Source organism: Micromonospora echinofusca (assembly GCF_017614955.1).
Taxonomy (GTDB): Bacteria; Actinomycetota; Actinomycetes; order Mycobacteriales; family Micromonosporaceae; genus Micromonospora; species Micromonospora echinofusca_A.
Window position 1 is genome coordinate 1 of record NZ_WVUH01000208.1, and the last position, 13,172, is coordinate 13,172.

Below are 13,172 nucleotides of genomic sequence, written 5' to 3' on the forward strand. Positions count from 1 at the left end.
AGATCACTGATCCGCAGTACTCGACGACGGCGTTCCTGACCGGTTTGAAGCAGGTCGAGGGTTGGCAGGAGATGCCGTTGACGGCGGCGGCGCAGACGGTGCAGGTGTCGGCGTTCCCGGATCACTATGCGCAGTGGGAGTTGCAGGCTGCTGACCTGGTCGCCGAGCACTGGACCACCAGCTGAACCCGATGACAGCGACGGAGCGTGCTGGCCGGGCCCCCGGACACGGGGACCCGGCCAGCGGCATGCCCAGGTCAGCGCCGGCGGAAGGCGCACCCATCCCGGCCGCGTTCGAGGTGCACCGGGCCGGTGATCAGGTCCGCGCCGGCGACGTAGAGTCGAGCGATGAGTGGTACGGAGTCGATGCCGGCGGACACCCGGCAGCCCGGTACGACGGTCGCCGAGCCGGCAAGCGTCCTGCTTCCCGGCCATGACGTGCCGTTGGGGCGCTACACCACCGTCCGGCGTCTGCTGCCGCAACGGCCCCGGCGCATGGTGGGCGCCTGGTGTTTCGTCGACCACTTCGGTCCGGACGACGTGGCGGACCGTCCGGGCATGCAGGTGCCACCGCACCCGCACACCGGTCTCCAGACCGTCACCTGGCTGGTGGAGGGCGAGATCCTGCACCGGGACGGCCTCGGCAACACCCAGCCGATCCGCCCCGGCGAACTCAACGTGATGACCTCCGGACACGGCATCGCCCACTCCGAGCAGTCCCCTCCGCAGCACCCGCCGGTGATGCACGGCGTGCAGCTCTGGGTGGCGCTGCCCGATCACGCCCGGCACGGGGCACCGGACTTCGCCCACCACGCCGCGCTGCCCTCCTGGCAGGACGGGGACCTCACCGCGACCGTGCTCGTCGGCGAGTTCGGTGGGGTCCGCTCACCGGCTGTCGTGCACACGCCCCTGCTCGGGGTCGAGCTCCGGGGACACGGCCCGGCGCGCACCCGCCTGGCGCTGAACCCCCGGTTCGAGCACGGTGTGCTGGTGATGAGCGGCGCTGCCGAGGTGGCGGACGCCCACCTCACCCCGGGTACCCTGCTCTACCTCGAGCCGGGTCGACCGGAGCTGACGGTACGGGCCGGCGAGGACGTCCGCCTGCTGCTGCTCGGTGGGGAGCCCTTCGACGAACCCCTGGTGATGTGGTGGAACTTCGTGGGGCGCAGCCACGAGGAGATCGCCCAGGCCCGGGAGGACTGGATGGCGGGCCGCCGGTTCGCGCCGGTCCTGGACGATCCGGCGGCGCCACTGCCGGCCCCCGACATGCCGACCACCCGGCTCAAGGCACGGGACCGGCACGGTCGCACCTCCGGCTGACGGCGCGGGACCGCGACGGCCGTACCTCCGGCTGACGGCCCGCCGGCCGCCCGGAGCGCGGGGCGTGATGCCGGGCTTTCCGGGTAGTCGCACCCCATGACGGGCAGTGTGCGTCCCAGCGTCGAGGACCGGAAACGTCTCATCCGTCGGCTCGTCGCCGGTGGTCGGGGCTTCGCGGAGCAGTACGGCATCCGGGTGACGAACAACCCGTCCAGCCTGTTCCAGGTGCTGTGTCTGTCCGTGCTGCTGCGCCGGCCGGGCGATTTCCAGCGCGCCGTGGGGACCACCCGGGCGTTCGCCGAGGCGGGCTGGGACAGTGCCGCCCGGATGGCGGCCTCCCTGCACGCCGACCGGGTGCGAGTGCTGCGGAGCTGCGGTTGGCGGGGCGACGTCGACGCGCTCGCCACCACCCTGGGGGACCTGGCCCTGGTGATCGCCCAGCGGTACCGGGGGGACCTGCGGCGACTGCGGGCACCGGCCCGGTACGCCCCCGACCGGGAGCGGGCGCTGCTGACCGCGTTGCCCGGGGTCGACGACCAGGTCGCCGACCTGTTCCTGCGGGAGACCCAGGCGCTCTGGCCAGAGGTGGCGCCGGTGGCGGACCGGAAGGCGTTGGCCGCTGCCCGCAGACTCGGGCTCGGTCGCTCCGCCACGGAGCTGGCCGAGCTGGCCGGGGGCCGGGAGTCGGAGAAGCTCGCCTGGCTGGTCGGCGCACTGGCCCGGGTCGAGCTGGAGAACCGGTACGCCGAGATCGACGGTTGACCGTCGGGCTCGATGATCATCGTAGTGGGCTGCCCCACACTTGTCGCACAATTAGCCGTTCGGCTGAAGTTTGATCGTATGATTAGGCACGTGCTGCTGCTCGCCCGGTTCGGGCGGGTCGGTACCACTCGGTGATCGCGACCCGGTTCGGGCGTGGAATCATCGCCGGGGTTCTTCGGGGCCGGGTGGTCAGGGTCGTGGGTTCCGCGACCGACGACCAACCCGGCCCTTTCCCGTATCGTCGCCGCACGCGACGTCGGGGAAGGCGGGTCGTCAGCGGGCCAGGCCGGCGAGCAGGTTCACCGTCGCGGCGATGATGATCGCCCCGAACAGGTACGACAGCAGCAGGTGCCGCAGCACCGTGGTCCGCATCTCGTTGCAGGTCAACGCGGTGTCCGAGACCTGGAACGTGGCGCCGACGGTGAACGCCAGATAGGCGAAGTCCGAGTAGCGGGGCGGCTCCCGCTGGTTGAAGTCGACACCACCGTCCGGTCCGGTGTAGTAGATCCGGGCGTACCGGGTGGTGAAGACGGTGTGCACCACCGTCCAGGACAGCACCACGCTGACCGTCCCCAGCGCGATGTCCAGGTTGCGGTAGACCCCGTGCGCGGCGTGTGCGGTGGTCAGCACCACGCCGGTGGCCAGCAGGCTGGCCAGGCAGGCGGCCAGCAGCAGGACGTCCCGCAACGCGCGGTTCGGATCCTCCCGGACGGCCAGCCGGGCGGTTTCCGCCGCGTCCATCGGCCAGATGATCCGCCACACCCACACCAGGTAGATCAGCGCCGCCACGTCCCAGCCCAGCAGCGGGCCGATCACCGGATCGTTGAGGACGGCCAGCACGATGCCGGCGGTGAACCCGGCGGCACCCATCACCGCGAGCTGCCAGGAGGCGGCGACGGGTTCCCGGCGACCGGCCGGACTGCCCGGCCGCCCCCTGCGACGCGTCATCAGCGGGCCGGTGACACGGCGGAGGGGCTCAGATCCGGCGCAGGTGCTGCGCGACGCGGTGGTGCGGTTCCCGGGCCCGGGCCTGCCGGTCGCCCGCGTCCTGCTCCGGTGCCGGATCGATCCGCGCCGACCGGGCCACCTGGTTGCCGTTGGCGTAGTCGACCGGTGGCAGCGCCCGCAACGCCCGCAGCACGTCGTGCGGGGCGCCCTCACGTTCCGCCTCGCGGAGCACGTCGTCCTTGCTGGCCGGGTAGTCCAGGCCGGACAGGTACCGCAGCACCTGGGTGTCGCTGACCATCGCGGCGGCTCCCTCGTCAGTCGTCGGGATCAGGGCCTGCCGGGGTCGGTCGGGCCCGCCGCCGCTTACCCGCCCAGCCGCCGCTCACGCCCGCAGTTTCGGCCGCCGCGACCCGGGTACGCGGGGTACCCGTTGCCTGCCGCCGAATCCAGCCGCCGGCCCTGCCGGCCGGCCCGCCGTGAGGAGTGCGATGAACTACGACACCTTCATCGACCAGGTCGCCCGGCGTGCCCACGTCGCCTCGGCCCAGGCGGTCGACCTGACCCGGGGCGCCCTGGCCACCCTGGCCGAGCGGCTGACCGGCGGTGAGGCGCTGGACCTGGCCGCCCAACTGCCGCAGCCGTTGCAGTCGGTCGTGCGTCCACTGCCGGCCGCCGAGGCCGCCGACCGCTTCGACGCGGCCGAGTTCGTCCGCCGGGTCGCGGCCCGGGCGGGCGTCGACGACCAACAGGCGAGGGACGGGGTACGGGCCGTCTTCACCACCGTGCGGGAGGCGGTCACCGGTGGTGAGTTCGACGACCTGATGGCCCAGCTACCGAGGGACTACCGCGAGATGGTCGAACCGGCGTTGGCGCCCGGCGCCACCCGGCGGCACGGCTGAGCCCGCCGAGGACGCCGGTGCGGGACCGACCGGGCCGGCGGCGGACCGGAGACGGGCTGCGCCGGTCAGGCGACCGTGCCGGCGGTCCGGAGCTGCCGGATCCGGTCCGCGTCCACCCCCAGCTCGGCGAGGATCTCGTCGGTGTGCTCGCCGGGATGCGGCGGCGGGCGGCGGATCGCCCCGGGGGTCCGGCGGAAGCGGGGGGCCGGCGCGGGCTGGCGTACCCCGGCATGCTCGACGAAGACGCCGCGCGCCGCGAGGTGCGGATGCTCCGGGGCCTCCTGCCAGTCCAGCACCGGCGCGACACACGCGTCGGTACGCTCCAGCAGCCGGGCCCACTCGTCCCGGCTGCGGGTCCGGAACAACCGGGCCCACGACTCGCGCAGCGCCGGCCAGTTCCCCGGATCGGTCCGGTCCAGCGCCTCGTCCGGCGCCAACGGGAACCCGGTCAGCCGGACCAGCTCGTCGTAGAACTTCGGCTCCAACGCACCCACCGCCAGGTAACGGCCGTCGGCACACTCGTAGGTGTCGTAGAAGGGCGCCCCGCCGTCGAGCAGGTTCACCCCCCGGGGGTCCTGCCACATGCCCATCCGACGCAGGGCGTGGATCTGGGTGGTGAGCAGCGCGGCACCGTCGACGATCGCCGCGTCCACCACCTGCCCGGCGCCACCGGCCCGGACGGCGAACAGGGCGGCGACCACACCGAGGGCGAGCAGCGTGGCCCCACCACCGAAGTCGCCGAGCAGGTTCATCGGCGGTAGCGGCCGTTCCCCGGCCCGGCCGATGCCGTGCAGGGCGCCGGTCGGCGCCAGGTAGTCGATGTCGTGGCCGGCGTGCGGGGCGTTCGGCCCGTCCTGCCCCCAACCCGTCATCCGGCCGTAGACCAGGCGTGGATTGACCGCCTGGCAGTCGGCGGGGCCGAGCCCCAGCCGCTCGGTCACCCCGGGACGGAACCCCTCGACCAGGACATCCGCCCCACGTACCAGGTCGAGCACCACCTGTCGGCCCTCCGGCGACTTCAGGTCCACGGCGACGGAGCGGCGGCCCCGGTTGAGCAGGTCCGGATGCGGGGAACCGGGCGTGCCGGGCGCAACCTCCCCGGTGCGGTCCACGCGGATGACGTCCGCGCCCAGGTCGGCCAGGAGCATCACCGCGAACGGACCCGGCCCGATGCCGGCCAGTTCGACCACCCGGACACCGGTGAGCGGACCGCCGGTCGGGGCGGGGGCAGCGTCGGTCACCGCGCCACGATAAGCCATCCCGGTCGACCGTTTGGCCCCCTGCCGGCCGGGAACGCGCCTGCCGCGGTGACACCTCGGACGGGAGGACGGCGTGACCGGTGCGGAACCGATCCGGGTGGCGATGCTGCACGGGCCGGGCCGCCCGGAACACGACGGGGTGAGCGACTACGTCGCCCGCCTGATCGACGCCCTCGGCGGGGTGGACGTGGACGCGGTCGGGGTGCCGGTACGCCCCACCGGACCGCCCGTGCCGGGACGCTGGTGGCGGGCCACCGGGCGGGCGGCCCGCCAGGTCCGGCGGCTCCGGCCCGACCTGGTGCACGTGCAGTTCGCGCCCTCGGCGTACCGGTTCTCCGGGGCGCCCGGACTGCTGCCGTTCCGGCTGCCCGGGGCGGTGCCGCTGGTCACCACGGTGCACGAGTACGGCTGGTGGGCGGTACCCCGCTGGCTGCCCGACCCGGTCTGGTCGGTGCTGGAGCGGTCCCGCCGCTGGGACCGGGAGACCGGGCGTCTGGTACCGGCCAGCGCCGCCGTGGTGGCGACCAACCCGGAACACGGCCGGGCGGTGCGGCAGCGGCTGGGCGTACCGGTGACCCGGGTGCCGATCGCCCCGAACGTCGACGTACGGCACACCGGGCCGGACAGCCGCCAGCGGACCCGCGCCGACCTCGGCCTGCCACCGGAGGCACCGGTGCTGGTCTTCTTCGGGTTCGTGCACCCGGTGAAGGGGGTCCGGCAACTGATCGAGGCATTGCCGGCGCTGCGTGCCGGGCACGGTGACCTGCGGCTGCTGGTGGTCGGCGGGTTCACCTCGCAGGCACTGCCGCCGTCGGAGGCCCGGGCATTCCACGCGGAGCTGGCCGGGCTGACCCGTCGGCACGCGGTCGAAGGGGTGGTGCACTTCACCGGACACCTACCGGCCGAACGGGTCTCCGCAGCCCTGCATGCCGCCGACGTGGCGGTGCTGCCGTTCACCGCCGGGGTCACCACCAAGAGCGGAGCCCTGCTGACCATGCTGGCGCACGGCCTGCCGACCGCGGTCACCGAACCCGACGGGGGAGACCCGGAACTCCGCGACAACGGCGCCGTCGCGCTGATCCCGGCCCGTCGGGACCCGGCGGCCATCGTCCGTACCGTCGACCGGCTCCTCCACGATCCCGGGCTGCGGGCCCGGCTGGCCGAACGGGGTCACCGGTTCGCGCGGGAGCGGTCCTGGCCGCAGGTGGCCGCGTCACACCGGCGGATCTACGAGCAGGTACTGGGGCGTGGCAGGTGACCGGCCGGTACCGGGACATCCTGGTCGTCGACCTGCTCGGCGGGATCGGTGACCTGATCATGCTGCTCCCGGCCGTGCACGCCCTGGCCCGGCGCAACCCGGGGGCGCGGCTGCGGGTGCTGACCCACGACCCGGGCGCCGAACTGCTGCACGCCGATCCAGCGGTGGACACCGTGCTCACCCCCGCGCACGGTCGGCCCGGTGCCGAACGGGAGGCGGTCCGCGAGGCGCTCGCCGCGCGCCGACCCGACCTGGTGGTCAGCACCACCCGGTACGACGGTATCCCCGACCTGCTCGCGGCCTCCGGTGCCCGGTGCGTCACCGACCTGTGGCGCCGGCCGCCGCCGGACGAACCGGTCGGTACCCGTTACCTGCGGATCCTGCGCGAGGAGGGGCTGCTCGGGGCCGCCGACGTCGGCGCCCGGCCCCGGGTGGCGCTCGCCCCGCCGGCCCTGACGGCCGGGGAGCAGATGGTGACCGCCCTGGTCGGCTCCGCCGGAGTGGCCCGACCGGACGGTACGACCCGGCCCGCAGGGGCACCGGTGGTGCTGGTCACCGACGCCGGTATGGCGGTCAAACGCTGGCCGGCGCAGTCGTGGCGGCGACTGGCCGCCGCCCTCCGCCGCCGGGGTCGCCCGGTACTCTCGGTCGGCCCCGGGCCGGTCTCCCCGGCGGTGTCGCCGCTGCCCGTCATGGACCTGCCGACGCTCGCCGGTTGCTTCACGGCGGTGGCCCGGCGGGGCGGAGTCGTGGTGGGACCGGACACCGGCCCGGTACGGCTGGCCGCCGCGGCCGGCGCGGCGACGGTGGCCCTCTTCGGGCCGACCTGGGCCCGCCGGTACGGCGTCGGCGCGGTGGACCTCCAGGGCCTGCCGGAGTGCGGACACCGGATGCCGACCGCGATCACCGAGCAGCCCTGCTGGTGGCAGGGTGACTGTCCGTTGTCCCCCGACGGGCCGGCGTGCATGGCGGACCTGCGGCCGGAACGGGTCCACGCGGCGGTCGCCGGCCTGCTGGGCCGGCACCGGGTACAGCCGTGCTGACCCTGGAACGCAGGCCGTGTGACCTGCCCGCCCCGCTTGGCGTTTCGGATCAGGCTGACCTAATCTGGGGGCGCGAGGGGAGTACTTCCCACGAACCACTCCGGTCAGTACGGCCGTCCCGGACGGCCTCGGATGGTTGCCCACCGCAGTCGGCGGCGGGTGAAGGAGACCTCGGACCCGTGTTGGTGTTCGAGGAGGCTCCGTGACCGAAACGCCCTATTTTGCTGCGTCCGAGTTGACGTCGGTGGGTTCGCCGACGCTCTGGGCGGTCACCATCGTCGGTGTGCTGGCGCTGCTGGTCCTCGACTTCCTGGTCACCCGCCGCCCGCACGAGGTGTCGATGCGGGAGGCGCTCGGCTGGTCCGCCTTCTACATAGCCCTGCCCCTGGCCTTCGGTGGCTACATCTGGGCCCGTTGGGGCTCCCAGCAGGGCGTGGAGTACCTGACCGGTTACCTGGTGGAGAAGTCCCTCTCCGTCGACAACCTCTTCGTGTTCATGCTGCTGCTCGCCGCGTTCGCCGTACCGGCGGTGCTGGCGCAGCGGGTCCTGCTCTACGGCATCGCCGGCGCACTCGTCCTGCGCGCGGTCTTCATCGCCCTCGGCGCCGCCGCCCTGCAGACCCTGGACTGGGCGTTCCTGCTCTTCGCCGCGATCCTCATCGCCACCGCCGTCAAACTGCTCCGGGACGCCCTGACCGGCCACGAGCAGGAGGTGGACATCTCGAAGATGCGCTCGGTCCGGCTGCTGCGCCGCTTCATGCCGGTCACCGACGACTACCAGGGCACGAAGATGGTCGTCCGGCAGAACGGCCGCCGGGCGCTCACCCCGCTCGCGTTGGTCGTGGTCGCCGTCCTCGCCACCGACGTGGTCTTCGCGGTCGACTCCGTACCGGCGGTCTACGGCATCACCGAGGACCCGTACCTGGTCTTCGCGACCAACGCCTTCGCGCTGCTCGGCCTGCGCGCCCTGTACTTCGTGCTGCACGCCGCGCTGTCCCGACTCGTGCACCTCAGCTACGGGCTGGCCGTCATCCTCGCCTTCATCGGCGCCAAGCTCGCCCTGCACTGGGCGCACGGCGTCTGGACCTGGGTTCCGGAGATCCCGACCCTCGCTTCGCTGGGTGTCATCATCGGCGTACTCGTCATCGTCACCCTGACCAGCCTGCGGGCCACCCGCAAACTCCCCGCCAACACCTGAGGTGCAAGGAAGGGCCCCTTCCTAACGCATTCGGTAGAGGAAGGGGCCCCTGTTAACACCCGGCACCGGTGACCGCGGCCAGGAACCGGGCGGGGGAGATCGACGCCGGCCGGTCGCTGACCTGTCCGTCGCCGAGTTCGACCACCCGCCACCGGCCGTCGTCCCGGCGGACCAGGTCGACCGTGACGAAGTCGAGTCCGGTGCCGCCGACCAGATCAGCCAGACCGGTCAGCGCGGCCCCGTCGGGTTCCGGCAGGGGCGTACCGTCGTCGGTGTCCGGATGCGGGCCGACCAGCACGCACCGGCCGTGCCGCCACCAGGTCCGCACCTCGCGGCCGGCGAACCGTTCGAAACGCCGCACCACCAGTCCGCCGGTGAAGTCGTCGCCGCGCAGCTCCAGGAACCGGCGGGCCACCCGCCAGACCCCGGCGTGGTCGGCCACGTCCGGCAGGTACGCCGCCTCGTGCCAGTGGTGCTTCATCGACTTCGTGTAGTCGCGCAGCACCGCCGGGCCGCTGCCGAGCCGGTCGGCGGTCCGCAGGACGTCGTCCCGCTCCGCGCCCACCGTCCAGTACGACTCCGGGGTCGCCCCGGCCAGCGTGCCGTACCAGCCGGGCAGTTCGTGGGCCCGGCGGTACTCCGCCGCCCCGGTGACCAGGGTGACGTCCCGGTGGGCGAGGGCGTCGGCGAAGTCGGCGTACCGGTCGGCGGACAGCATCCACCCCCGGTAGCGGGCGGGCCCACCGGCCGGCACGCGGGCGGCCGCCCCGACCGCGCCGCCCGGCCGACCCAGCGCGTCGTGGTCGACCAGGCCGACCTGCCAGCCGGCGTCGCGGGCCGCTGCGGCCTCTGCCGCGAAGTGCGGGTCCGGCCGGCGCGGGTTGAGCGGATCATGAGGTACGAGGAACAGCACCGGATCATCGTGTCAGTGATGATCAACCTGCTGTGCGACCATGCCACCGCCGGGCTGAACCGGGGAGGTGCCCGGGGAGTACGACGGCGTGGGGGAGTCGGTGACGGTGCCGGACGGATGGACAGGCGACCACGACGGAGAATCGCGTCGGGCCGAGGACCCGGCCTGGCCCGCCGACGGACACCGGAGCGGGCCGCTCGCCGGGCTGAAGGTACTGGATCTGTCCCGGATCCTGGCCGGTCCGTTCGCGACCATGCACCTGGCCGACCTCGGCGCCGACGTGATCAAGGTGGAACTGCCCGGACGCGGTGACGAGACCCGGCACTGGGGACCGCCCTTCGCCGCCGACGGGACCGCCGCGTACTTCACCGTGGCCAACCGCAACAAGCGGGCGCTCACCCTCGATCTCGGGTCCGCGCCGGGCGCGGCCATCGCCCGGCGGCTCGCCACGGCAGCCGACGTGCTGGTCGACAACTTCCTACCGGGCCGGCTGGCCCGGTTCGGCCTCGACCCGGACGCCCTGCGTACCGCCAACCCCGGTCTGGTGACCTGCACGATCACCGGGTTCGGCAGTGACAGCGCCGCCGCTGGCCGCCCGAGTTTCGACTTCCTCGCCCAGGCCGCCGGGGGCCTGATGTCGATCACCGGCGCGGAGGACGGCGTACCGACGAAGGTGGGGGTCGCGATCGTCGACCTGGCGGCCGGGCTGTTCGCCACGACCGGGATCCTCGCCGCCCTGCGCCGGCGCGACCACACCGGGCAGGGCGCGCACGTGGAGGTGCCGCTGTTCGACGCGGTGGTCGGGCTGCTCGCCAACCAGGCGGCGAACTGGCTGGTCGGTGGGGTCGAACCGGTGCCGATGGGCAACGCCCATCCGAACATCGTCCCGTACGAGAGTTTCCCGACGGCCGACCGGCCGTTGGCGCTCGCGGTGGGTACCGACCGGCAGTTCGTCCGGCTCGTCGCCGTGCTCGGCGTACCGGAGTTGGCTGACGACGACCGGTTCCGGACGAACGCCGACCGGGTGCGGCACCGGGAGGCGTTACGGCCCGTGCTCATCGCGCGGTTGGCCACCGCGCCCCGGTCGCGGTGGCTGGAGCTGCTGGACGAGGCAGGGGTACCGGCCGCGCCGGTCAACACCGTCCCGGAGGTGTTCGCCGATCCACTGGTGGCGCAGCGGCTGCTGGTGGAGGTGGACGGTGGTGTGCAGGTCCGGTCGCCGGTACGCCTCGACGGCCGGCCGCTCCCGGTGACCGACGCGCCGCCGGCCCTGGGCCGGGACACCGACGCGATCCTGGCCGGGCTCGGGTTGGACGCCGGGGAGATCGGCCGACTCCGGTCGGCGGGCGTGGCCTGACCACTGCTGGCGGACGGTCAGTCGACACCGCACAGGTGTTAGGAAGGGGCCCTTCCTCTACCGAAAGCGTTAATAGGGGGCCCTTCCTTACACTGGGGCGGATGCCTGTCGTGGAAGCGGTGACCGAGGTGCCCGTACCGCCCGAGCTGGCCTTCGCGGTCTCCCAGACGCTGGCCCCGGTGCGGTACCGGTGGGATCCGTTCGTCCGGGAGCAGTACCTCACCGACGGTGCGACCCGGCCGGGCCGGGGGGTGCGGACCGTCACCCGGTCCCGGCACGGTCTGGTGATGGTCAGCGAGTACGTCTCCTTCGCCCCGCCCAGCCACGTCGGCATGAAAATGGTGCGCGGCCCCTGGTTCTTCGAGATGTTCGCCGGGGGCTGGCGGTTCGCTCCCGCCGGGGTGCCCGGCCGGACGGTGGTCACCTGGCGGTACAGCTTCCGCTGCCGTCCGGCGCTGCTGCGACCGGTCGCCGACCGGGTCGGCCGTTGGCTGCTCGGCCGGGACATCCGGCGGCGGATCGCCGGCTATGCCGCAGGGTGCGCCGATCCGGTGGTGCTCGCCGCCGCGCGACAGGCGTTGACCGACGGGGACCATCGCAGGAGCTGACCGAAGAGGATCGGTGCGGCGGCGGAGCCCGGTCGACCGGCCACCGGGTGCCGGGCCGTACCCGGGTACGACCCGGCGGTCCGGATCCGATCCGGCAGCCGGGGCCGGATCAGCTCAGCTGGAGCCGGATCAGATCCGGGAGCTGAAGGTGGACAGGAAGCCGTGCGGGGTGGGTACCCCGGCGTTGTCGAAGCAGAGCACGTCGACCTGCGCGTCCACGCCGACGAAGCTCCACGGGCCGGTCAGGTTGCAGTAGTACGACCCGCTGCCCTGCGCGGTGACCTGGGCGTGCGTCTCCTTCTGTGCGAGCTGCGGGTACGTGACGAGGTAGCGTCCGGCCGGGGCGACCGGGCCGACGCTGTTGACCCCGACCCCGACCGGGTGGTTGTAGTTGGTCGGGCCACCGGCGGCGGTGGCCAGGTAGCCGAAGTACTTCGGCGGGCCGAAGTCGCCGAACACCGCCCGCTGGCGGTGGTACGACAGGGTGAACTCGCTGTTGATCGGCGTGCCGGCCAGGTCGTGGCAGAAGACGTGGACGATCACGTCGGGTCCGCTGGCGTACCAGTGGTAGACCTTGCACCGGCGGGCCTGGGCGTTCGGCTGCACCGCGGTCACCTGCACGTTGCCGGCGAGCACTCCGGCCAGCCCGACACTGCCGAGCTTCACCTGGTACTGCCCGACACCACCCGGGGTGACGCTCACGCCGCCGCCGGTGGAGTTGTACGCCTGGACGATGCCACCGGCACCGTACTGGAGGTAGGCGTGGCTACCGACACCGGCCAGTAGGACACCGGAGCTGAGCGTCCACAGCACGGTGAACGGGCTGTCGTCCCAGCCGCCGCCGGGCTTGTGGCACTGCACGTCGACGATCTGGTCGGCGCCCGACTGGTACCAGCGGACGGCTTCGCAGTAGTGGCCGGTGCGGTTGACGGGGGTGACGTGCACGACGCCCCGGGAGCCGGTGCCGATCCCGGGGAACCGGACGAGGAACCGGCCGGGGGTGACCTTGATGCCGTCGGCCCAGGCGAGCGGGGCGGCGGCCTTCCAGCTGCCCCACTGTCGGGTGGTGTCGAGGGTGGTCCAGACCGGCACGGTCGGATCCTGGACGTAGGCGAAGCCCCACCGGTCGGCGGTGGCTGCCGAGGCCGGTGCGGTGGTGCCCACGAACGCGGCGGCCAGCAGGCTGAACAGCGCGGTGAGCAGGACGAGGGGACGGGTCCGCACGGATACCTCCTATAGAGGCAGATCGATGACATCCGTCAGGTTGCCGTACCGGACCGGAAAATACTGTCGGATCCCATCACGTGACCGTCCGAAACAGATCACGCCGCCCGGGTGCCGTCACGCGGTGACGTGACGACACCCGGGACCGGTCAGGCGGACCGGCGACGCAGCCGGAGGCTCAGCAGGAGGAGCAGGGTGCCCGTGCCGAGCAGCGCGCCCCCGGCGGCCAGCAGCGGACCGGTGTCCGTACCGGTCTTCGGCAGGTGCGGCGGTCCGGGCGGATGGGGTGGGCACGGGTCACCGGGATGCGGGTGTCCGGGACCGTGCGGGTCCTTGCCGTGCGGATCCCCGGTCGGGCAGTGGGTCGGCTTGCCGGTCGGCGAC

13 protein-coding genes and 2 pseudogenes are annotated in these 13,172 nt (G+C 73.3%); 9 read left to right on the forward strand and 6 right to left on the reverse strand.

Features of this window, described 5'->3' with window-relative positions; genetic code table 11:
* From GSF22_RS21575 to GSF22_RS21585, 3 genes and pseudogenes are all read left to right on the forward strand, one after another.
* Positions 1-185 (forward strand): annotated as a pseudogene (locus tag GSF22_RS21575) (hypothetical protein); the annotation flags it as partial.
* Between the two features lie 162 nt (positions 186-347).
* Complete coding sequence (locus GSF22_RS21580; protein ID WP_208815551.1) at positions 348-1,319, forward strand: pirin family protein; 972 nt, start codon at positions 348-350, stop codon at positions 1,317-1,319.
* Positions 1,320-1,415: 96 nt separating this feature from the next.
* Complete coding sequence (locus GSF22_RS21585; protein WP_208815552.1) at positions 1,416-2,081, forward strand: hypothetical protein; 666 nt, start codon at positions 1,416-1,418, stop codon at positions 2,079-2,081.
* Positions 2,082-2,354: 273 nt separating this feature from the next.
* Here the strand turns inward: GSF22_RS21585 and GSF22_RS21590 are convergent, their stop codons facing one another.
* Both GSF22_RS21590 and GSF22_RS21595 read right to left on the reverse strand, forming a co-directional pair.
* Positions 2,355-3,029, reverse strand: a complete 675-nt coding sequence (locus GSF22_RS21590; protein ID WP_208815553.1) for a DUF1345 domain-containing protein — start codon at positions 3,027-3,029, stop codon at positions 2,355-2,357.
* Between the two features lie 28 nt (positions 3,030-3,057).
* Positions 3,058-3,327 carry a DUF2795 domain-containing protein gene (locus GSF22_RS21595; RefSeq protein ID WP_208815554.1) on the reverse strand — a complete coding sequence of 90 codons (270 nt, stop codon included), beginning with the start codon at positions 3,325-3,327 and terminating at the stop codon, positions 3,058-3,060.
* A 190-nt stretch (positions 3,328-3,517) separates the two neighbouring features.
* On the opposite strand from GSF22_RS21595, the gene GSF22_RS21600 reads away from it, so the two are divergent.
* A complete protein-coding gene (locus GSF22_RS21600; protein WP_208815555.1) occupies positions 3,518-3,928 on the forward strand; it encodes a DUF2267 domain-containing protein in 411 nt (136 codons plus the stop codon).
* 65 nt (positions 3,929-3,993) lie between these two features.
* Here GSF22_RS21600 and GSF22_RS21605 read toward each other — a convergent pair whose 3' ends face one another.
* Positions 3,994-5,169, reverse strand: a complete 1,176-nt coding sequence (locus GSF22_RS21605; protein ID WP_208815556.1) for a CaiB/BaiF CoA transferase family protein — start codon at positions 5,167-5,169, stop codon at positions 3,994-3,996.
* A gap of 91 nt (positions 5,170-5,260) precedes the next feature.
* Between GSF22_RS21605 and GSF22_RS21610 the strand changes: the two genes are divergently transcribed.
* The 3 genes from GSF22_RS21610 to GSF22_RS21620 all read left to right on the forward strand — a co-directional run bounded on the left by GSF22_RS21610 (position 5,261) and on the right by GSF22_RS21620 (position 8,686).
* Positions 5,261-6,445, forward strand: a complete 1,185-nt coding sequence (locus GSF22_RS21610; RefSeq protein ID WP_208815557.1) for a glycosyltransferase family 4 protein — start codon at positions 5,261-5,263, stop codon at positions 6,443-6,445.
* On the forward strand, positions 6,442-7,488 hold the full coding sequence (locus GSF22_RS35785; protein WP_208815558.1) for a glycosyltransferase family 9 protein: 1,047 nt from the start codon (positions 6,442-6,444) through the stop codon (positions 7,486-7,488). The genes GSF22_RS21610 and GSF22_RS35785 overlap by 4 nt, the downstream gene beginning before the upstream one ends.
* Before the next feature lie 202 nt (positions 7,489-7,690).
* Positions 7,691-8,686, forward strand: coding sequence for a TerC family protein (locus tag GSF22_RS21620; RefSeq protein ID WP_208815559.1), 996 nt, complete (start codon positions 7,691-7,693; stop codon positions 8,684-8,686).
* Positions 8,687-8,738: 52 nt separating this feature from the next.
* Here GSF22_RS21620 and GSF22_RS21625 read toward each other — a convergent pair whose 3' ends face one another.
* Entirely contained in the window at positions 8,739-9,599 is an 861-nt protein-coding gene (locus tag GSF22_RS21625; RefSeq protein ID WP_208815560.1) for an ATP-grasp domain-containing protein, read from the reverse strand.
* 67 nt (positions 9,600-9,666) lie between these two features.
* On the opposite strand from GSF22_RS21625, the gene GSF22_RS21630 reads away from it, so the two are divergent.
* Both GSF22_RS21630 and GSF22_RS21635 read left to right on the forward strand, forming a co-directional pair.
* Positions 9,667-10,956: a CaiB/BaiF CoA transferase family protein gene (locus tag GSF22_RS21630; protein WP_208815561.1), complete on the forward strand. Its 1,290-nt coding sequence runs from the start codon at positions 9,667-9,669 to the stop codon at positions 10,954-10,956.
* 101 nt (positions 10,957-11,057) lie between these two features.
* A complete protein-coding gene (locus GSF22_RS21635; protein ID WP_208815562.1) occupies positions 11,058-11,564 on the forward strand; it encodes an SRPBCC family protein in 507 nt (168 codons plus the stop codon).
* Positions 11,565-11,693: 129 nt separating this feature from the next.
* On the opposite strand, the gene GSF22_RS21640 is transcribed toward GSF22_RS21635, so the two are convergent.
* Complete coding sequence (locus tag GSF22_RS21640) at positions 11,694-12,788, reverse strand: hypothetical protein (protein ID WP_307804194.1); 1,095 nt, start codon at positions 12,786-12,788, stop codon at positions 11,694-11,696.
* Between the two features lie 149 nt (positions 12,789-12,937).
* A pseudogene (locus GSF22_RS21645) lies at positions 12,938-13,172 on the reverse strand (hypothetical protein); the annotation flags it as partial.